This window comes from Negadavirga shengliensis (genome assembly GCF_042652345.1).
GTDB classification, from domain to species: domain Bacteria; phylum Bacteroidota; class Bacteroidia; order Cytophagales; family Cyclobacteriaceae; genus Negadavirga; species Negadavirga shengliensis.
This window is the reverse complement of sequence record NZ_JBHSJJ010000002.1, coordinates 62,177-83,314: the sequence shown is the minus strand read 5'-3', so window position 1 is coordinate 83,314 and position 21,138 is coordinate 62,177. Positions and strand designations below refer to the sequence as shown.

At 46.4% G+C, this 21,138-nt stretch carries 13 protein-coding genes; 12 read left to right on the top strand and 1 reads right to left on the bottom strand.

The features are described 5' to 3' along the window. The first annotated feature begins 130 nt into the window (after window positions 1-130). From ACFPFU_RS03405 to ACFPFU_RS03395, 3 genes are all read left to right on the top strand, one after another. Window positions 131-1,213: a FecR family protein gene (locus ACFPFU_RS03405; RefSeq protein WP_377061527.1), complete on the top strand. Its 1,083-nt coding sequence runs from the start codon at window positions 131-133 to the stop codon at window positions 1,211-1,213. 144 nt (window positions 1,214-1,357) lie between these two features. Beyond that, window positions 1,358-4,669 carry a SusC/RagA family TonB-linked outer membrane protein gene (locus tag ACFPFU_RS03400; protein ID WP_377061525.1) on the top strand — a complete coding sequence of 1,104 codons (3,312 nt, stop codon included), beginning with the start codon at window positions 1,358-1,360 and terminating at the stop codon, window positions 4,667-4,669. A gap of 25 nt (window positions 4,670-4,694) precedes the next feature. After that, window positions 4,695-6,209: a RagB/SusD family nutrient uptake outer membrane protein gene (locus ACFPFU_RS03395; protein WP_377061523.1), complete on the top strand. Its 1,515-nt coding sequence runs from the start codon at window positions 4,695-4,697 to the stop codon at window positions 6,207-6,209. A gap of 138 nt (window positions 6,210-6,347) precedes the next feature. On the opposite strand, the gene ACFPFU_RS03390 is transcribed toward ACFPFU_RS03395, so the two are convergent. Further along, a complete protein-coding gene (locus ACFPFU_RS03390; protein ID WP_377061522.1) occupies window positions 6,348-6,878 on the bottom strand; it encodes a YdeI/OmpD-associated family protein in 531 nt (176 codons plus the stop codon). A gap of 251 nt (window positions 6,879-7,129) precedes the next feature. On the opposite strand from ACFPFU_RS03390, the gene ACFPFU_RS03385 reads away from it, so the two are divergent. The 9 genes from ACFPFU_RS03385 (at window position 7,130) to ACFPFU_RS03345 (ending at window position 21,124) form a co-directional block, all read left to right on the top strand. Then, complete coding sequence (locus ACFPFU_RS03385; protein WP_377061520.1) at window positions 7,130-9,046, top strand: sulfatase family protein; 1,917 nt, start codon at window positions 7,130-7,132, stop codon at window positions 9,044-9,046. Between the two features lie 109 nt (window positions 9,047-9,155). Then, window positions 9,156-10,286, top strand: a complete 1,131-nt coding sequence (locus ACFPFU_RS03380) for a formylglycine-generating enzyme family protein (protein WP_377061518.1) — start codon at window positions 9,156-9,158, stop codon at window positions 10,284-10,286. An 11-nt stretch (window positions 10,287-10,297) separates the two neighbouring features. Then, entirely contained in the window at window positions 10,298-11,887 is a 1,590-nt protein-coding gene (locus ACFPFU_RS03375) for a sulfatase family protein (protein ID WP_377061516.1), read from the top strand. After that, window positions 11,884-13,338, top strand: coding sequence for a sulfatase family protein (locus ACFPFU_RS03370; protein ID WP_377061514.1), 1,455 nt, complete (start codon window positions 11,884-11,886; stop codon window positions 13,336-13,338). Before ACFPFU_RS03375 ends, ACFPFU_RS03370 begins: the two co-directional genes overlap by 4 nt. A 9-nt stretch (window positions 13,339-13,347) precedes the next feature. Then, entirely contained in the window at window positions 13,348-15,186 is a 1,839-nt protein-coding gene (locus ACFPFU_RS03365) for a sulfatase-like hydrolase/transferase (RefSeq protein ID WP_377061512.1), read from the top strand. 21 nt (window positions 15,187-15,207) lie between these two features. Beyond that, the gene (locus ACFPFU_RS03360) at window positions 15,208-17,595 is read left to right on the top strand and encodes a cytochrome C (protein ID WP_377061510.1); all 2,388 of its coding nucleotides are present in this window, start codon (window positions 15,208-15,210) and stop codon (window positions 17,593-17,595) included. 115 nt (window positions 17,596-17,710) lie between these two features. Then, window positions 17,711-19,120, top strand: coding sequence for an enolase C-terminal domain-like protein (locus ACFPFU_RS03355; RefSeq protein ID WP_377061508.1), 1,410 nt, complete (start codon window positions 17,711-17,713; stop codon window positions 19,118-19,120). Between the two features lie 167 nt (window positions 19,121-19,287). Further along, window positions 19,288-19,839, top strand: a complete 552-nt coding sequence (locus tag ACFPFU_RS03350) for an RNA polymerase sigma factor (protein WP_377061506.1) — start codon at window positions 19,288-19,290, stop codon at window positions 19,837-19,839. Window positions 19,840-20,041: 202 nt separating this feature from the next. Then, a complete protein-coding gene (locus tag ACFPFU_RS03345) occupies window positions 20,042-21,124 on the top strand; it encodes a FecR family protein (protein ID WP_377061504.1) in 1,083 nt (360 codons plus the stop codon). Window positions 21,125-21,138: the final 14 nt, after the last annotated feature.

Below are 21,138 nucleotides of genomic sequence, written 5' to 3'. Positions count from 1 at the left end.
TGTCATTAATTCCATGTGATATTCCGTAAATTTTTATATTACGGAATCATTAATTTATTTTTAACTTTTTTACCAAAAAAACCATGTCATTTAAGGAATTGTTGCCTTATATATTTGAACAGTTTCTGAAATGGAAGAGAGTAAAGATCAAATCAATATATTGTTATCTGATCCCGAATTTGTACGGTGGGTAAAAAAACCGGATAGGGATTTAGAAATCTATTGGGAAAACTGGATTGCTGCACATCCTGACCGCTTAAGTGAGGTAAAAACGGCGAAGGAGATGATTTTGGGAATTCGGTTTTCGCATTTGGAGGTTGGAGGCGGTTTAAAAAAAGACGTTCTTCATCGCATATTGGCCGGGGAAAGAGCGCTCATGGAGGACCCATCGGCTTTGAGGGTTGAAAAAGCTGTTTCGGGCAAATTAAAACAAAAAAAGTTTTTGTGGGTACATATGGATCAATGGACCAAAGTAGCGGCCATTTTGATCTTCGTGGTGTTGTTTTCCCTGATCGCGCAATGGTATGCATATGCTCCGGCACCTTTGGAGAATGAAACGGCACCCGAAATTGCGATGATTTCCAAAAGCACGCTTTTTGGAGAAAAACTGAATTTTAAGTTGCCGGATGGTACATCTGTTTGGTTAAACTCGGGCAGTGAGCTCAGATACCCGGTGACTTTTGACTCGGTCTCGAGAGTTGTCACTCTTATTGGGGAGGGCTATTTTGAAATTGTGGAGGACAGTGGCAGACCTTTTAAAGTTGTATCGGGTGATTTGACCACGATTGCCATCGGCACCGCCTTTAACATCAATCAGTTCAACGAGGAAAAACTTTGCATTTCACTTATAAACGGCAAAGTGAAAGTGGAAAATAACCTTACAGAAGAAAACATCACGTTGGATCCCGGGCAGCAATTGCGGTATTTTCCGGAATCAGGAAAATCTTCGATCGCAAAATTCTCTGCCGAGGATATAATGGCATGGAAAGAAGGTGTTTTGAAGTTCTCCAACGCTTCTTTTTGGGAGGTAGTAAAATCATTGGAAAGATGGTATGGGGTGAGTATTACCGTGAGCGGCCGACCCGGTAACTCGTGGCTCCTTACCGGTGACTATAAAAACCAGAACCTCGATCTGGTCCTGGAGAGAATGGCCTATATAGAGGCATTTGAATATTCAATCAAACAAAAAAAAGTATACATCAAATTTCAGTAATATGATAAAAACACCCGCAGATACCTCTTAGAATGTTGAAATTGGTTTAAGGAAACCAAAAGTGGTCCGGGATGGATAGACATTGGGGAATGGCGCCACCCACGGACCAGGCTTAATGAATGTATCAATAAACCTAATAAAATTATGAAATTAAAATTACAAAAGACAATTTATATGTTGTCAAGGTACTTCCTTTATGGATTTTTACTGCAATTAGTTTTCCTCAACTTGGTATTGGCAGTAAATGTGAGTGCTCAGTACAAGACCATTGATATGGTTTGGGTTTCACTGGACCGGGATGAGCTCACACTGGGACAGTTCTTCAGAAACATAGAATCCAGGTCCGGATTCAAATTTTCCTACGACAGAAGAGATATTGACAGGGAGTTGCTTATCGCGCTGGAACCTAAATCGGCCACGGTCGAAGACCTCCTCAAGCAGGTCTCCCGCCAGGCATCCTTGACGTTCCGCCAGGTCAATGACCAAATAGACGTAAAAAAAGTAGACAAACCCGTTGTAGAAGTGGTTTCTGTAATGGACAGGACCATCCGGGGGGTGGTAAGGGACGAAACCGGAGAACCATTGCCAGGAGCTACCGTTTCAGTGCAGGGCACCGCGACGGGTACGGTAACGGATCTGGATGGAAGCTACTCGCTAACGGTGGCAGACAATGCCGTTCTGGTATTTTCTTATATCGGTTATGAAACACAGCGGATACCAATCGGCAACCAGTCGGAAATCAACGTGACCATGGACATGGATGCTTCTTCCTTAGAAGAGGTGGTGGTTATCGGATATGGTACACAGAAAAGAAGCGATCTTACGGGGGCGGTTTCTTCGGTGAAATCCGAACAGCTCACGGCTTATCCTGCCATCAATGCGGTGCAGGCACTGCAGGGTAGGGCCGCGGGTGTACAAATACAGGCTAACAACGGTGCCCCTGGGGCGGATTTGAAAGTAAGAATAAGAGGAGGGACTTCCATTAATGCCAGCAGTGATCCTATATTTGTAGTGGATGGCTTTATCGGTGCTGCCATGCCCCCTCCTGAAGATATTGAATCCATTGAAGTGTTGAAGGATGCGTCCGCTACAGCCATATACGGTTCGCGGGGGGCCAATGGTGTCATTATGATCACCACCAAAAGGGGTAAGAAAGGCGAAGCCAGAATAGAGTTCAACTCCTCTTACTCCGTTCAAAACGAAATTAACCGTCTGGACCTGTTGAATGCGGACCAGTTTATTGACTATATTTCAGAAGCCAGACCCAACATACAGCCTATGGGAGCTGATACGGATTGGCAGGATCAGATTTTCAGAACAGGTGGGATCCAAAACTACCAGTTGTCCGTATCCGGTGGAAACGATGCGGTGAATTATTACGTTTCCGGTGCCTATTTTGACCAAAAAGGGGTGATCATCAACTCCAACTTCAACCGTTTTTCCATCACCAGTAACCTTGATGTAAAAGCCACCGATAAACTCCGTTTCGGATTAAATATCTTTGCCCAGAGAAGTGCCAGCGATGGCGTCAGAACCCAGGAAGGATCCGGCGGCTTGACGCCAGGGGTAGTGGCTTCCGCTTTTAAATTTGAACCTGACCAGCCGATATACAGGGAGGACGGTTCGTTCACCGTAGCCAGATTGAATGACCCACACGATAATCCCTATGCTGTGGCCACATCTTTGATAAATGAAGATGTGAGAGACAGGTTTCAGGGTAATTTATATGCGGAATATGATATCGTGGACAATCTCAAATTCAGAACCACTTTTGGAGCCACCACCAATTCAGGCAGGAACGGTTTATATTCGCCTACTTCAGTAACCGAAGGTAGGAATGTGGGTGGCGACGCCCGGATCAATGCCTCAAGAAGTACCTTGGTGCTAAATGAAAATTACCTGACTTATTCCAAGACCTTCAATGAAATCCACACCATCACCGGTATGGCAGGTTATTCCTTCCAGGCATCGGAAAGTGAGAATTGGGGTGCAAGAGGCACTTCATTTATCACAGATGCCTTTTCTTTCTGGAATCTGGGTTCATCGGCAGTTTGGCAGGCTCCAAGTTCAGGGTTTACTGACTGGCAGATTTCTTCCTATTATGGTAGGGTAAATTACTCCCTAAGTGATAAATACCTGTTTACGTTCAACGCCAGGTATGATGGTTCTTCTACTTTCAGCCGTAACCATAAATGGGCATTTTTCCCATCCGGTGCCGTAGCCTGGAACATGAAGAACGAGAAATTTCTGGAAGATTCAGACCTGATAAGTTTCTGGAAATGGAGAGGGAGCTATGGAATCACCGGCAACCAGGCTATTTCGCCTTACCAAACGTTGGCCAGGTTCTCTCCCGTGTTTACCGTCATCAATAATGCGCCAGTCAATGCAGTTCGGCCTACCACGGTTGCCAATGACAACCTGACATGGGAAACCACCGCCCAACTGAACATTGGTACGGATATGGGTTTTTGGAATGACAGGGTAACTTTATCTGCTGAATATTATAGGATGGTCACCTCTGATTTATTGTTTGCAGTGCAATTGCCCCAATACTCGGGTTATACCAATCAATTGAGGAATATTGGTCAGGTGGAAAACAAAGGGTTCGAAATTACAATCGCTTCAAGAAATCTGACTGGAGCATTTCAGTGGGATACAGATATCAATTTCTCCAGAAACGTGAACAAAGTGCTTTCCTTACCGGACGGCAATGAAATCCAGTATGGTTCGGGACCTGGTCATATGGTAGGTTTGGGAAATACTCAGCTGTTGAGGGAAGGCTATCCCGTAGGCAGCTTCTTCGGCTGGATATATGATGGTGTATATCAGGAAGGGGATGAATTTATACCCGGTGGCGGTTTTGAGCAGACCCCCGGTGGCGAAAAGTTCAGGGACCTGAACGGCGATGGCGTACTCAACAGTGATGACCGGGATATCATTGGGAATCCACATCCGGATTTTATATGGGGATGGAACAATGATTTCAGGTGGAAGAATTTTGACCTGAATATCTTCTTTCAGGGTTCGTATGGTAATGATATCCTGAGTTATACCTTAATGGAATTGGACCTGTTGTCCGGTATCAACAACGCTACCACAGCCGCCCTCAACAGGTGGACACCTACCAATACCAACACAGATATCCCTAAGGCAGCCAATGGCCGTACCAGGAGGGTGTCTACCAGATGGATATATGATGGCACCTTTACAAGGCTTAAAAACCTATCATTGGGATACAATTTTCCCCAGCCTGTGCTGAACAAGTTGAAAGTCAGAAGGCTGAGGGTATATGCGAGTGCCCAGAATATATTGACTTTCACCAGTTACAGAGGATACGATCCCGAGGTAAACTACCAGTCAAGCGGTGCCACTAACGGCAACAGAAACCTGGGACTTGATTACGGAAGTTATCCCAATGCCAAAAACTATACTTTTGGCTTGAACGTGGGCTTTTAAATCCTGAACTTAAACAGACAATATCATGAAAAACAAAATATATAAATCGATTGCAGTGGCAATGACCTGTTTTTTTGCGGGCTGTGCAGACCTGGAAGAGAGGCCGGTGGGACTTTTGGCGCCGGAAAGTCTATTCAATTCAGCCAATGACGTGCAAACAGCCATATTTGGTGCTTATGGCTGGATTGCCTCCGAGCGACTGTATGGCAGGCAGTTTGTCACTGCCCTGATGCTGCGTGGAGATATGGTGGACATTGGAGATAGGGGTACCCCTGCTGAACGGCAGCAGGTGAACGATTTCAATATGGACGACAATAACGGGATGATCCGTTCCTTTTGGCCTTATTGGTATCAGGTGATCAGTGCCGTCAATGCAGCTATTGCCGGGGCTGATATCGTTGACATGTCTGATGCAGACAGAAACAGGCTTGTAGCGGAAGCGCGGTTTGTCCGGGCATTCAGTTATTTCCACCTTGTCCGCACTTTTGGAGATATTCCGTATATCGACTATTTCATCACTGATCCTGAATCAGTCAAAGAACTTTCAAAGACGCCGGCGGCGCAGGTTTATGAGGGGATTTTGGCAGACCTGGTATTTGCCAAAGAGTGGTTGCCCGATACCCAACCGTCGGATGTCCGCTCCAGACCTACAAAAGGAACTGCGGCATCTTATCTGGCGACCGTACACCTGACGCTTGAGAACTATCAGCAAGCTTATAATGAAGCCAAATGGGTGATTGACAACAAAAGCAGATTTGGTTATGACCTGGAAGCAGACTACCAGGATCTATTCAGGGCCGAACTGGCCAACAACATGAGGGAACACATTTTTGCTGTGGAATTCCTGGGACAGCAAAATGGCGGTGGCGGAGCCAACGATGACCTGATGGCGCCCATGACCGGCATCCGGGGTGCAGATGAGTTGGGTTGGAGTGTATGTGTGCCTTCCATGGCTGTTTACAATACCTGGGATGACCGTGATTACAGGAAAGGGGTCAGCTTTGCTGCTGAAGCGCCCGTAAACGGCGTAATGACTCCTTATAGTCAGTTTGACAATACCCAACGGCCCCATATTGCCAAATACAGAAGGTATCCTGGCAACAGCAACGCGGAAGGCAGGTATTCAGACCACAACTATGCGGCTATGAGGTATGCGGAGATCCTTTTGACGGCTGCTGAGGCTTTGACCGAGGTAAATAACGGGCCGAACGCAGAGGCGATCGGATATGTAAATGAAGTCAGGGAGAGGGCAAGAAACGCCGGGGGACAGGTGAGTACCTTTCCTGAAGATGTTCAGTCGGGATTGAGCAAGGACGCTTTCATTGACCTGGTGTTGGAAGAGAGGAGGATTGAACTTTCATTTGAATTCAAACGATGGTATGATATCCAAAGAAGAAGAATGGGGGATCAGGTTTTTAAAGGCCCCAATTCATTGGAGCCACAGGCTAATTTTGACGCGTCAAGGGATTACCTGATGCCGCTTCCACGGATAGAACTGGATGTGAACCCTAACCTTGGACCACAAAACCCTGGATACTGATAATTCAATTGATTGTATAAATACAAAAAGAGCGGTGGATTTCCTCTACCGCTCTTTTTTTGGATATTGAGAAGTATCCAACAGCGTATTTCTTGTAAGCATTTGAATGATTTTAGATATGCAGACTTTCTTTGTCCACTACTTTCCCCTTTCCAGATTATTGTAATACTTGATTTTTTCATTGAGTTTTCTAAAATCCAGTTTCCCATTGGCGTCCTTTAAATGATGGACAATGGCAAGGGCCTTGTTGAGACGGGATGGAGAACTTTTCACTTTATTGACGATATAAATAAGACTTCTCTGTTTTCCCATAGTGAGCGCTTTAAAGTGACGGTTGCCCTCCTCGTCCTGATCAAGCAATGCCTGCAGTTCTTCGGGCATCCCGTGCCCATAGGTTGTCCGGTCTTTTTCCAGAAAAACATGGACTTTATCCCCCTCATATATATCTAATTTATCCTTTAATGCTTTATTGAGGAGGATATACCAATAGTCCCTGCATTTCATCAGTGCGGTATGAAACCCCTCCAACCCATTTACCTGACAAAGAACCCGTCTGTTGTCGCCTTCAATAAAGAACGTGGCAATATCTTCAGGAACAGGTAGGTGGTGTTGCCACAAATTGGAATGGAAATTTTCAAGGGTGGTGGTAAATGTCTTGGTTTTTTCCATGATAGACTGCCATTTCCTGAAAGTTAATAAAATTTGGCGGTTTCGGATAGGGTTTGCTACCGGCCGGCCCAAAACCAGTTTCCCTTGATGGGCTTTGGTTTGTAAATTTCCATATTATCTTGTTTACATTCTTTATTTTTGCCACTTTGAGAGGGAAATGTGATGAAGATGACAAAATATATAGAGGAGATGTTTTTTCCTAATTGTCATGATATTGATTCAGTGCAGATGACCGTAACCCCAATTAACCAATGAAATTAAAAAAAGTACATGGACTATCCATAAAAGTTCTTTTATACCTTTTGACCTTCACTTTCACAGGTTTTCAGCAGACTTACCCACAAGCAAATATAGCCGGGACAGCATGGGAAAGCGAATCGAAAAACGCGAAAAAACCCAATATGGTATTTCTCATTTCGGAAGACAATTCCAAACATCACATGGATCTTTTTGACCCTAATGGAGTGCCGACGCCTCATATCAGGACAATGGCTGAAGAGGGGCTTACCTTTATCCATGCCTTTTCCAATTCGCCTGTTTGCTCAGTGGCCAGAAGTACCTTAATTACCGGTACCTTGGCCACCCGTACCGCCATGCACCTGCACCGGAAGATTGAAATAGCCCCGATGCCTGATGGTTTGGAAATGTTTCCGGCTTATCTTAGAAAAGCCGGCTACCATACCACCAACAATGCCAAGAAAGATTACAATGCGGTGGAAGGGGAAGGCGTTTGGGATGAATCCTCCAGCCGGGCCACCTGGAAGAACCGAAAAGCCGTGGATCAACCGTTTTTCCATAAGGAAACCTTTATGGAATCCCATGAAAGCAGACTGCATTTTGACCGGGATCTGATGCGGGAATACCAGCCTGCGGACGAACCGGACAGCGTTTGGTTACCTCCTTATTATCCCGATACGCCGACGTTCCGTTTTACGGTGGCCTACCATAGGGACAAGATCAGGGAAATAGATGAATGGGTAGGAAATGTTCTTAAAGAATTAGAAAAAGACGGTTTGTTGGAAGATACGTTTGTCTTCTATTTTGGAGACCATGGCGGCGTGTTGCCGGGAAGCAAGGGGTACCTTTATGAAACGGGCTTGCATGTGCCACTGGTGGTGCGGGTCCCGGAAAACTGGCAGCATTTGGTTCAGGTTCCACAGGGGACAGAGGTGAAAGGGTTTGTCAGCTTTGTGGATTTTGCTCCTACGGTTCTGAATCTGGCGGGAATTCCTGTACCTGACCAAATGGATGGGATGCCTTTTCTAGGCCAGGGAATTGATGTGAGGGAATTGGAAAGCAGGGACGAAGCGGTAGGTTATGCGGACCGGTTTGACGAAAAATATGAGATGGTCCGCTCAATAAGAAAAGGCAAGTGGAAATACATACGCAGCTTTCAGCCCTTTTACCCGGACGCCCTGCATAACAACTACCGTTACAAAATGCTGGCTTTTGCCGAATGGAGAGACATGTTTTATGATCATGGCCTGGATGAGTCGCAGCAAAGGTTCTTTCAAAGCAAACCGGTGGAAATGCTCTTCGATCTGGAAAAAGACCCGTATGAGTTAAACAACCTGGCACCTGTAGCGTCACATCAACAAGATCTCTCGAAAATGCGGGGGATGATTAATCAAAAATTATTGGAATCCCATGATCTGGGTTTTTTGCCCGAGAGTGTATTGGTGACCGAGGCCATAGGCAACCCCGTGCTTTTTGGCAATCGATTTCACCATCAATTGGACAAATTGATAACAATCAATACTTGGGCATGCATGCCCTTCCAGGAAGCTTTTGAGAAGCTTTCACAAATACTGGAAAGCGGCAATTCTCTGGAAATATACTGGGCACTGACCGTAGCTTCCACATTTGGAGAAGAGGCCAAACCCCTCACTGCCAAAATAAGCCCACTGCAATCAGCTCCGGACAATATGGTGAAGTTGAGGGCGATAGAATTTATGGGGATTATCGAACAGGCATCGCCTTATGACCGGTTGGTTGATTTAATCAATACGGCCGAAAATCCTGTGGAAGTTCTTTTGGCCCTTAACACCTTGGTTTATTTCAGGGACCATTCTTCTTATGAATTTGTACTGGCTCCGGATCTCATAAATCCTGAAACCACCAATGATGAGGTTTTGCGCCGGTTGGCCTATCTCAAAGGGGAATGGTAACGGATTTTCTTATACCATTTATTTGCTGTTTATCAAAAATACCTGGTATAAATAGGGGATTTTGTGGATGTTGGTTAAATTGGAGCGAAAAAATAGTAAAACTGTCACCATGATCCTTTATCACCGGCTTATTTATATCACGTTTATTTCAGCATCATTAAGCTTATCCTGCTCATCCTCCGACAAAAACAGACAGGCGGAGGAGGATGATCCGGCCTCTTGCCATGATAATATCCCCGACAGGTTCGGTGGTGTACGGTCTGCTGATTCGGATACCCTCTATGGATCCGCGACAAGTGAAGTATCCCATGAGGGCATGATTTGGATAGAAGGAGGGGAGTTTGTCATGGGCGATCAGGATGGTAGAGGGAGAAAAGACGAAAAACCTGCCCATAAGGTAAAGGTGGATGGTTTTTGGATGGATGAAACCGAAGTGACCAACCGTCAGTTTGCTGAGTTTGTGGAAGCAACAGGTTATGTGACTGTAGCGGAGAAAAAGCCGGATTGGGAGGAGATCAAGAAGCAATTGCCTCCGGGAACTCCCAAGCCGCCGGATGAGGTGCTGGTAGCGGCGTCTTTGACCTTTAATCCACCCAATAAGCCGATTTCATTGCACAACGCTGCCCAGTGGTGGAGCTGGACAGAAGGGGCTAATTGGAAACATCCGCAAGGGCCAGGCAGTACCATCCAAGGTAAAGAAAATTATCCCGTTGTTCATATAGCCTGGGAAGATGCGGTCGCCTATGCGGAGTGGGCGGGCAAAAGACTTCCCACCGAAGCGGAATGGGAATATGCCGCCAGGGGAGGTGCTGACGGCAAGTCGTTTCCCTGGGGAAATGAACCCCTGGAAAACGGAAAGACAAAAGCCAATACCTGGCAAGGTGATTTTCCGCTTAAAGACACAGGGAATGACGGGTATCAGGGGCTGGCACCTGTCAAGTCGTTCGATCCCAACCCTTATGGCCTGTATGATATGGCGGGAAATGTGTGGGAATGGACCCATGACTGGTACCATGAAAATTATTATGCAAACCTCAGTGATGAAATGCAGGTAAACCCTAAGGGTCCGGGGAAAAGCTATGATCCCCAGGAACCTACGGTACCCAAAAAGGTGGTCAAGGGAGGTTCCTTCATGTGTAATGTATCTTATTGCGAAGGATATAGGGTCAGTGCGAAAATGAAGTCATCACCGGATACAGGTTTAGAACACACAGGATTCAGATGCGTATCTTCCCGTTAGTTATTGGAATCATGAAATCAAGGGACCGCCTTTTGTTTCCGGCAAGTCTCGTTCTTTTCTTTTTTTTTGCCTGCCAAGGAGAAAAAGATGAACCTTACATAAGACCCAATATTCTTTTTGCCATAGCAGATGATGCGTCCTTTCCCCATATGGGGGCCTATGGAACGGATTGGGTTCAGACGCCTGCTTTTGATCGGGTGGCCAAAGAAGGAATTCTTTTTACCCGTGCTTATACTCCCAATGCAAAATGTTCCCCTTCGAGGTCCATCATTATCACAGGCCGTAATTCCTGGCAACTGGAAGAGGCCGCCAACCATATCCCACATTTTCCAGAGAAATTTCTTTCTCACGTAGAAGTGTTGGGCAACTTTGGCTACCATACCGGCTATACCGGGAAGGGTTGGGCTCCCGGTAATCCCGGAGAGTTGGATGGCAAGCGGAGGGAGTTGACCGGAATCGCCTACAATGAGCTTACTACGGAGCCGCCCTCCTCAAAAATCAGTAAAATCGATTATTCGGCTAATTTTGAAATGTTTCTGGACGCAAGGGAGGAAGGCCAGCCCTTTTATTTTTGGTATGGAGGCTACGAGCCACACCGGGCTTATGAATATGAAACGGGAAAAGTATTAGGGGGAAAGCATGTGGATATGATCGACGAAGTGCCTCCGTTCTGGCCTGATAATGATACGGTAAGAAATGACATGCTGGATTATGCCTATGAAATTGAGTACTTTGACCGGCACTTACAACGTATTCTGGCTGTACTCGAAGAAAGGGGTGAACTGGATAATACCGTGGTTGTGGTTACCTCAGATAACGGTATGCCGTTTCCAAGGGTCAAAGGCCAGGGTTATGAATATTCACACCACCTGCCTTTGGCCATTATGTGGCCAAAAGGAATCAAGAATCCGGGAAGAGTAATTGATGATTTTATCAGTTTTGCTGATTTTTCCCCCACGTTTTTGGAGCTGGCTGAAATAGACCAAGAGGCTTCGGGAATGGCTTCCATCACCGGGAGAAGCTTATCAGATATATTTTTCACAGAGCAATCCGGGAAAATCGATCCCCGCCGGAATGCGGTGCTTATAGGAAAGGAAAGACATGATGTGGGTAGGCCGAATGACGAAGGTTATCCTATTCGGGGGATCGTCACGGAAGATTACATTTATCTCCATAACTTCGAGACAGATCGTTGGCCTGCCGGCAATCCGGAAACAGGTTATCTGAACACGGATGGCAGCCCCACCAAGACCGTTATCCTAAACGGGCGGAGTGATGCGGATACAAAACATTATTGGGAAATGGCGTTTGGAAAAAGACCTGCAGAAGAGCTCTATGCGCGGGCCAAGGATCCTGCCTGTATGCAAAACCTGGCCATCCATCCAGAGTACCAGTCGGTAAAGGAGAACCTTAAAGATCAATTGTTTGAAAGGTTGAGGGAAGAAGATGACCCAAGGATGTTTGGCCAGGGAGATTTATTTGATGCTTATGAGTATGCAGAGCCCAACACAGCGGATTTTTATAACCGGTTTATGAAGGGAGAGCAAATCAATACCGGGTGGGTTAATCCCACCGATTTTGAAAAAGATTTTAAAGAATGAAAAAAGCACGGATCAGGTTGGGACTGTTTTGCTTCGGCTTTCTGGCTATGATGATGCATGGCTGGTGCCAGGAAGGTCTACCTAATATGGTCATGATTATCGCGGATGATATCGGATGGGATGATATGGGTTGTTATGGCAACCAAGTGGTAAAGACGCCCAATATGGACAGAATGGCCTTGGAAGGTGTCCGGTTTGACAATTTTTACCTCACTACCAGTTCCTGTAGTCCCAGCCGTACCAGCATCATTTCAGGCAGGTATCCCCACAATACCGGCGCGGCGGAATTGCACACCCCATTACCGGAGAGCATACTTACCTTTACGCAGGTATTGAAGGAGGGGGGATACTTTACGGCCCAGTCGGGTAAATGGCATATGGGCCCGGCAGCTAGAAACAGCTTTGATCTTATCTATGATAAAAGGGAGGAAATAGGGGACGGCGGAGAGGACAAATGGCTGGCTACCCTGCAGGAAAGACCAAAGGAGAAGCCGTTTTTTCTTTGGCTGGCAGCACTGGATGCGCACAGGCCCTGGGGACCCAACGACTTTAGCGGTATGCATGATCCGGAAGCCATTCAGGTGCCTGTTTACTTGGCTGATGCACCTGACACCCGGTCAGACCTGGCCAAGTATTATGATGAGATAGCCAGGTTTGACTATTTTGTAGGAAAAGTAGAAGAAGAGCTCGAGGCGCAGGGTGTTTTGGACAACACGGTAATATTTATCCTATCAGATAACGGCAGACCTTTTCCCAGAAGCAAGACCAGAATGTACGACAGCGGCATCAAGTCGCCCCTGATTGTGAAATGGCCGAAAGGAATCACAGAAGCGGGAGCAGTATCCACAAGCATGGTCAGCAGTGTGGATTTGGCCCCCACTTTTCTCGACTTGGCTGGACTGGATATAGCCGGGGATTTTCAGGGAAAGAGCTTTTTATCTGTTATAGAAAAGCCCGATCTTCCCTTTAGAAAATACGTATTTGCAGAACACAATTGGCATGACCACGAGGCATATGAGCGAATGGTGCGGACGGATCATTATATGTATGTCTTGAATCTCAGGCCTTCATTGAGCAATACGGGGCCTGCGGATTCCAACGCCAGTCCTTCTTATAGGGATCTCAAAAGGCTGAGGGACAAAGGAAGGCTGAATGCCGCCCAAGCGGATGTGTTTATGCAGCCCAGGCCCTTTGAAGAATTTTATCACTGTGAAAGAGACGGGGAGCAACTGCTCAATCAGGCATCCCTAAAAAAGTATGAAAATGAGCTTGATCATTTACGGCAAGTGTTGGCACAATGGCGGGCAGAAACCCATGACACGGCCCCTCAAAACCTGACCTATGACTGGTATGATAAAGAAACCGGCCAAGCTCTGGATGTAGAGCAACGGAGAGGTGATATGCCCGGAGGGGACGCCGCTATGACAACCAAAGCCAAAGGACCATTTTAAACCCAATTGATGATGATAACCCAAAATATAAGCTCAAATTTTTGTTTGATTATTGTCTTCCTCCTTGGGTCTTTTGCATGTTCCCAAGCGGTAGAGGATGATGAACGACCCAATATTCTGTGGATAGTCAGCGAGGACAACAGTCCTTTTTTAGGCGCTTATGGTGATGAATATGCCACCACTCCCCATCTGGATGCGCTGGCAGCAGAGGGCGTTACTTATCTGAATGCCTATGCCACAGCCCCTGTCTGTGCCCCTGCGCGGTCTAGCCTGATCACGGGGATGTACCCGAATTCCCTAGGCACAGAAAACATGAGGAGTACTTATCCCATTCCAAATTGGATACATTTTTATCCCCAATACCTGAAAGACCTGGGCTATTACACCTCAAACAATGCAAAAAAAGATTACAATACCACCGACCAGCCGGAAGTATGGGATGAGTCCAGCAACAAGGCCACGTACAAAAACCGGAAAGAGGGACAACCGTTTTTTTCCATTTTTAATTTAGGGGTATCCCATGAGAGTTCGCTGCATGAGCCTTTGGCAAAACTGCACCACGATCCCGAAACCGTTCCTATACCTCCCTATCATCCCCATACTCCGGAAATGAAAAGGGACTGGGCACAGTATTATGACAAAGTAATGCACATGGATGATCAGGTGGGAGCCATTCTACAAGAGCTTGAAGATGCTGGGCTGAAAGAAAGTACCATTGTCTTCTATTATGGGGACCATGGCGGGGTTTTGGGCAGAAGCAAAAGGTTTTTGTATGAATCCGGACTGAGGGTGCCTTTGATTGTTTATTTTCCTGAAAAATTCAGGCATCTTGCTCCTGACGAGGCAGGTGGCCAAACAGACAGACTGGTCACATTTACCGACTTCGCGCCTACCTTGCTCAGTTTGGTGGGTGCCCCTATACCGGACTATATGCAGGGGAAAGCCTTTTTGGGAGAACAGGCTGTGGAACCCAGGGACTATGCATTTTCCCTCAGGGGGAGGATGGATGAGCGGTTTGACCTTAGCAGGACGGCTGCCAATAAGCAATACCGGTATGTGAGGCATTATATGCCCCACAAAATATATGGTCAGTATATAGAATATCTATGGCGTGCGCCGTCCATGAGGTCCTGGGAAAGGGAGTTTTTGGAAGGGGGACTTGACGAGGTTCAGTCCCGGTTTTGGAAACCCAAACCCGTGGAGGAACTCTACGATATAACAGCAGACCCTCACAATGTCAACAATCTGGCAGGGGATCCCAATTATGGGGATGTGCTGGAAGAATTGAGAAAGGCCACCCAGGATTGGCAGCGGGAAATCAGGGACGTGGGATTTGTGCCCGAACCCATGATGATAGAGATTTCCAAAACACAGACCCTTTATGATTTTGCCAGATCGGCAAAGTATGATTTCGATAAAGTATTGGCCACGGCTGAGTTGGCGGCAGCCAGGGAGATGGATGAAATTGGCAGCCTGATGGAATTGTTGGATGATGAGGACCCGATTGTCAGGTATTGGGCAGTGACAGGCTGTGTGGTAAGGGGAAAAGCTGCCAATGCCGCTAAGGAGAAGCTACAATCCAAATTGGAAGATCAGGAAATCAGCGTTCGCCTGGCAGCGGCTGAAGCATTGTATGTTTTGGGAGAAAGGGAAAAAGTGATGCCGGCCCTGATCGGGGGATTGGAGAGTGATAACCTGATGGCCAGGGTGATGGCCCTTAATATTCTGGAAAACATGGACAAAGATGCTTTGCCCGCCATGGAATCAGCCCGTAAACTTGTTTCGGATGACAATGACTATGATATCAGGGCAGCCATAAAACTTGTAGATAAATTAGAAGCATATTAAAACCAGCATAAACATTACTTGATGTTAGGTCTTTTGAGTAAATATATCAGGCAGCATACGAAGGGGATAGGCCGTGGTTATAGGCAGGGCTTTTTCCTGTTCATGATATGGGCATTGCTCAGTGCTTGTTCCCATCCCGAAAAGCCAAAAGAAAGGCCCCTGGACCCCTGGGCATTCAGGTCTGTCCTGGATAAAAAACCCAGGATGCTCACATTGGCGTTGGATACCGCCTGCTATGCAGCTTATGACTTGACAACAAGCCGGCTTTATAAACTGTGGAAAGGAGGAGTGACGCTGGAAGGAACGGTTTATACCAATAAAAAAAATATCCAGCCCACCAGTTGGGGCACACCTTATATAGAGAAAGACCTATTGCCTAACCGGTGGACAGTACTCCAAAACGGGGAAGCCATTGATTTTGAAATACGGCACAAAGGGTATGTCTTTCGAAACGGCCAGATTACCCTCCAGTTTGAGATGGTTTTGGGGGACGGGACCATCATCCAGTTACACGAAAAACCTGAATTTATCAGAGATAACCAGGGAAGTCCGGGTTTTTCCAGGACCTTTTTGACCCGTAATGTGCCCGAAAATATCGCGATAGGAGTGGGCAATGCAGACGAGGTCTTCTACCTGCGATCCAACGCGGAAAGTGAATGGAAAGCTTTTTTTGAACCCTTGCCGGAGCAACATCCCTCAGCCCTGAGAGATCAATATGACCATTTGGGAATTTTATGGATGGAGAACAGTGACTGCTATACCTGCCATGAGGAAAAAAACCGGATGGTGGGGCCTTCTTTTGTGGATATAGCGGATAAATATGAAAAAAACCGGGAGATATATGCCCAGCTTGGCCGGAAGATAATAGAAGGCGGATCAGGAATTTGGGGAGAGACACCTATGAACCCCCACCCGGACTTGAGTGAGGGAGAGATCAAAACCATGTTGGATTATATTTTCACCTTTAAAACAGCAGTTTCGCGGGAAGACAGGGGTCAGCCTGTGGTACAACAAACAGCCGTTCAGGAAGATCTGCCATTAACGCCTCCCAAACCTGGTTTTGGGGTTCCGCTTGAAGGCGTCCATCCCAGCTATGACCTGGTGACCCTTCACAACGACAACTTTAAACCCAGGGTAGGCGCCCTGGCATTCCTGCCCGATGGCGGGTTGCTGGTCAGCACATGGGACAGCATGGGGGCTGTCTATCTGCTTAAAGGGGTAGAGGGCAATGATCCCGAAAAGATTGAGATCAAACGCATTGCGAAGGGCTTGGCAGAACCATTAGGTTTGGAGGTGGTGGATGGTGACATCTACGTGCTCCAGAAGCATGAGCTCACGAAATTGGTGGATACAGATGGAGATGATATGATCGATGAGTACCAGGTGGTATGTGACGCGTGGGGGGTGACGGATGATTTTCACGAATTTGCTTTTGGTTTGCTGCATAAGGATGACCATTTTTATATTACCCTATCGATGGCCATGCGCCTAATGGCCAACGAAAGACAGCATCCTGACAGAGGCAGGACATTGAAAATCAGCAAAGATGGAAGTTTTGAAGCCTTGGATTATGGCCTGAGAACACCCAATGGCATTGGGGAGGGCGTGGATGGACAGATCTTTGTCACCGATAATCAGGGGCAGTGGCTGCCGGGCAACAAATTGATCCATGTGCAGCCCGGGGCTTACAACGGCATGGCCTGGGGATTATCAGAAGCAGAGGAGAAGAACCCTCCGGCAATGGTGCCTCCCGCCATATGGCTTCCTGATAAAGAAATAGGCAACTCGCCCTCAGAACCCATCCTGATGCGCGATGGTCCGTACAAAGGTCAGATGCTGCACGGAGACGTGACGAATGGCGGGATAAAAAGGGATTTTATCGAAAAAGTAAACGGTGTTTATCAAGGAGCTGTTTTCCGGTTTTCCCAAGGGTTCACCGCTGGAGTAAACAGGCTGGCGTGGGGTCCGGATGGGGCATTGTATGTAGGGGAGGTGGGTATGGTCGGCGGGTGGAGCTGGAAAGAGAACCAATATGGTCTGGAAAAAATCAAGTACAATGGGAAAAGCACCTTTGAAATGCTGGCGATCAGGGCAAAGCCCGGGGGATTTGAAATAGAATTTACCGAGCCTTTGGCAGACAGGGAATTGGCGGCGGAGGATATCAAAGTGGAGCAATGGTGGTACTTGCCTACGGCTGCTTATGGCGGTCCCAAAATGGACCATCAAAACCTGATGCCTGCCAAGGTTGACATTTCCCAGGACAAAAAGAAAATTTATTTGGATATACCCGGGCTCAAGCAGGAACATGTAGTCTATTTCAGGCTGGCTGAGGATCTTCAAAGTGCCGATGGCCAAAATCTCTGGTCCTCCGAGGCGTGGTATACGCTCAACCAGATTCCATCACCATAAAACAAAATTCAATGAAACCAAGCATGACGCAAGCGACACACAGAGGAATGCCCCGATAGCTATCGGGGAAAGCATGCGAAATTCCATGTGGCCGATAAAAAACAATTATAATCATATGAAAAAAAATATACACGGTTTAAACCGAAGGGCATTTATACAGAAAACAGGAGCCGCTTTGGCTTTGGGTACAGTGGGTATCCCAGGATCGGTTTTTTCAAAAGAAAGCAACATGAAAAAAACGCTGAAAGACATCAGAATCACCAGAACAGACTCCAATTTTGAAAGAGAACCGTTGACACCATACCGGTTTAAAGGCAGCGCCATTACGGAGGCTTGGCAGACAGTGGCCTATATGCAGTCCGAAAGTGGCATTCATAAAGTAGGCATAGGCACACAGGGAACCCTATGGTCAGATAAGGCGGTATTTGAAGCCCATTCCACCACCGCGGGCAATGCCCTGATGTATGCCATGACCGAACGGGCCCTACAGCTTATGAATGGCAACAGCTTTAAGGATCCGGTAAGTTTGTTGGAGGACCTGTTGCCTCAGGTATATGATTACGGCGTCAAGATCACAGGAAATGCCGATCTCAAAACCACTTTTGCCCTCAATGCCCTGGTGCCTGTGGACAATGCCGCATGGCTCCTGTATGCAGAGGAAAACGGGATGAAGCAGTTTGATGAGATGGTGCCGGAGGCTTACCGGCAGGGATTGTCGCACAGACATGATAAAGTAGCCAGCATCCCGTCATTCAGTGTGGGAGCCGCTGTGGAGGACATCAAAGCGGCTGCTGACAGAGGACACTTCATCATGAAATTGAAGACAGGCTCTGCGGGAACCCAAAAGGAGATGCTGGAAAAGGATATGGCATTTTTGACGGCAGTGCACAAAGCCATAGGCCATATGGAAACCCCATATACTGCCAATGGCAGGATACCTTACTATTTTGATGCCAATGAACGCTATGAATCCAAGGAAACTTTGGAGCGTTTTCTGGACCATGCCAGAAAGATCGGCGCTTTTGATCAGATCGCGGTGATAGAGGAGCCTTTTGGCGAAGACAACGAGGTGTATGTGGGGGATCTGGGCGTCAGGGTGGCCGCGGACGAGAGTGCCCATACGGTTGAGGATGCTTTGGCGAGGATTGAACAGGGTTATACGGCCATAGCCGTAAAGGCCATTGCCAAAACCCTGAGCATGACCATGAAGATCGCCCAGGCAGCTTATGAAAAAGGCGTGCCTTGTTTTTGCGCCGACCTGACGGTGAATCCCATATTGGTGGATTGGAACAAAAACGTGGCAGCGAGACTGGCGCCTTTTCCCGACATGAACCTGGGCCTGCAGGAAACAAACGGGCACCAGTATTATAAAAACTGGGAAAAGATGGTGGGGTACCATCCCATGCCGGAAGCTACCTGGGTCAGAACCAAAGAAGGTGTCTATCCCACGGATAAAAGCTTTTACCAGCACAGCGGAGGAATCATGGGGAGGAGTGAGCATTATGAAAAGATGTTTGAGGTCTGAGCCGCTATTGTTATCCATTTGTGAAGCGATTTGTTCCGGAGAAATGATTTGACCCACCGAAAAAAAATAGGGTTACGGGTGTGGGTTGGTTTTCCATATCTTTTAATTTTGAATGTTTACAAGCATAGAGAATGTTAAATGGGGGGAATACATATATTAAGGAAGGAGTGGGTTGTTGGAGACTTTTGAAAGAGGGCAACAAAGAGGGGCTGGAAAAATTGTATTCCCTTTATGTGGATGACCTGTTCAACTATGGTATGTCGATTATATCCAATTCGGACCTCATCCAGGATTATATCCATGAAGTTTTCTTGGACCTGTGGAAATACAGAAACAACTTGAAAGACACCGGGAATGTAAAGTTTTATCTGTATAAATGTTTGAAAAACAAAATATACGCCGCGGAGAAGCTCCACCAAAAACAAAGAAACATGATTTACCCGCAGGGATTGATGGAAGATTTTTCAATGGGATTTGAATGGGAAGAAAATGAGGATGGATTACAGAAAAGACTTCTTGAAGCCTTGGACAGTTTACCTGTAAGACAGAAAGAAGTCCTTCATTTTTTGTTTTATGAAAACAAAGACTATAAGGAGGTGTCCAAAGTCATGGGGATTAATCTAAGGTCTGTGTATACATTGTCTTGGAAAGCCATTTCCAAGCTGAAAAACATGATGACCCATGCCATGATGCTTTGGCTGGCCTCTTCCTTACAATAATTTAAATTCCGGCTTTCTGCCCTTCTTTTCGCGTATCTTTCACACGCATCATTTTATCAATTATTTAAGAAAATAGAATTTTTGTTGGAATAATAGTAATATATTATCTATACATTCAAAATAATGTAAAAGTTAATTTTTTTTCCAAAATCAGAGGATAACTTTTGGCCATTTCTCTCTTTTAACTCTGAAATCGGAAAAAATGGATATATCTAAATATAAAACAGAGGATTTTGTTTTTGATACCCACTTTAGAAAATGGGTAATGGCTCCGGATATGGAATCTGAGAAATTCTGGCGACAAATACAGCAGGAATATCCGGATAAGGCGGAGCAAATGGAGATGGCCAGAAACATTGTGATCCTTCTTTCTAAAAAGAAAAGAAGAATTTCAGATCAGGATAGGAGGAAATTGTGGGATCGGATTGAGGGGGATATCCAAATCCCGGAAAGTCGATCCCCGGACAGGCCCGTTCAGTTAACTGCAGGTAACCGGGAAGCCGGAGGAAAAACGGCTTTAAAAGTAAGCAAATTCTCTCCTGTATGGAGAGTGGCGGCCATTCTGCTGGTATTTTTGGGTCTTGCCTACCTGTTTTTCCACCAAGTGGATCAACTGGAGCCAGGGGGCGAAGAGGAGCCTATTTACGCCGTACATCAAACCGAGAAAGGAATCAAGTCCACTTTCAAATTGCCCGATGGCTCAAGTGTCCGGTTGAACTCGGGAAGCGAGTTGAGATACATCAAGAAATTTGAGGGGGACAGCAGGACGGTGCTGCTTAAAGGAGAGGCTTTTTTTGAAGTGGTCCAGGACAAAAGCAAACCATTCATAGTCAAGACAGACAACTTTTTAACCACGGCCTTGGGCACATCCTTCAATGTCAACGCTTTCCCTGGAAAAAATATTCAGGTATCCCTGGTCACAGGCAAAGTCACTGTGGAGGATATTTCCCAGCAGGATTCGGCGGTAACCCTGGAGAGGGGGGAATCTGCTTTCATCAATCAGGACCTGCAAACCATCACCAAGGAGAATTTCGATATGGAAAAAGTGTTGGCATGGACCGATGGGACTATTTTATTTGATGGTACTCCCGTAGATGAAGCTGTCAGAATCCTTGAAAACTGGTTTGGAGTGAGGATTTTCGTCAAAAGTAATCCCAACAAAAAACTGAAACTGTATGGTAAATTCAGAAACGAGACGCTCCAGAATATCCTTGAGGGACTGAGCCATTCGGTCGACTTTGATTTTACCATACAAGATAAAGAAGTAACCATAGATTTTCATTAAACACCAAAACCAAG

What these genes read in the sequence shown, in the direction of transcription:
- ACFPFU_RS03405 (WP_377061527.1), top strand. Translation starts at nt 131, where the DNA reads ATGGAAGAGAGTAAAGATCAAATCAATATATTGTTATCTGATCCCGAA.
- ACFPFU_RS03400 (WP_377061525.1), top strand. Translation starts at nt 1,358, where the DNA reads ATGAAATTAAAATTACAAAAGACAATTTATATGTTGTCAAGGTACTTC.
- ACFPFU_RS03395 (WP_377061523.1), top strand. Translation starts at nt 4,695, where the DNA reads ATGAAAAACAAAATATATAAATCGATTGCAGTGGCAATGACCTGTTTT.
- ACFPFU_RS03390 (WP_377061522.1), bottom strand. Translation starts at nt 6,878, where the DNA reads ATGGAAAAAACCAAGACATTTACCACCACCCTTGAAAATTTCCATTCC.
- ACFPFU_RS03385 (WP_377061520.1), top strand. Translation starts at nt 7,130, where the DNA reads ATGAAATTAAAAAAAGTACATGGACTATCCATAAAAGTTCTTTTATAC.
- ACFPFU_RS03380 (WP_377061518.1), top strand. Translation starts at nt 9,156, where the DNA reads ATGATCCTTTATCACCGGCTTATTTATATCACGTTTATTTCAGCATCA.
- ACFPFU_RS03375 (WP_377061516.1), top strand. Translation starts at nt 10,298, where the DNA reads ATGAAATCAAGGGACCGCCTTTTGTTTCCGGCAAGTCTCGTTCTTTTC.
- ACFPFU_RS03370 (WP_377061514.1), top strand. Translation starts at nt 11,884, where the DNA reads ATGAAAAAAGCACGGATCAGGTTGGGACTGTTTTGCTTCGGCTTTCTG.
- ACFPFU_RS03365 (WP_377061512.1), top strand. Translation starts at nt 13,348, where the DNA reads ATGATGATAACCCAAAATATAAGCTCAAATTTTTGTTTGATTATTGTC.
- ACFPFU_RS03360 (WP_377061510.1), top strand. Translation starts at nt 15,208, where the DNA reads ATGTTAGGTCTTTTGAGTAAATATATCAGGCAGCATACGAAGGGGATA.
- ACFPFU_RS03355 (WP_377061508.1), top strand. Translation starts at nt 17,711, where the DNA reads ATGAAAAAAAATATACACGGTTTAAACCGAAGGGCATTTATACAGAAA.
- ACFPFU_RS03345 (WP_377061504.1), top strand. Translation starts at nt 20,042, where the DNA reads ATGGATATATCTAAATATAAAACAGAGGATTTTGTTTTTGATACCCAC.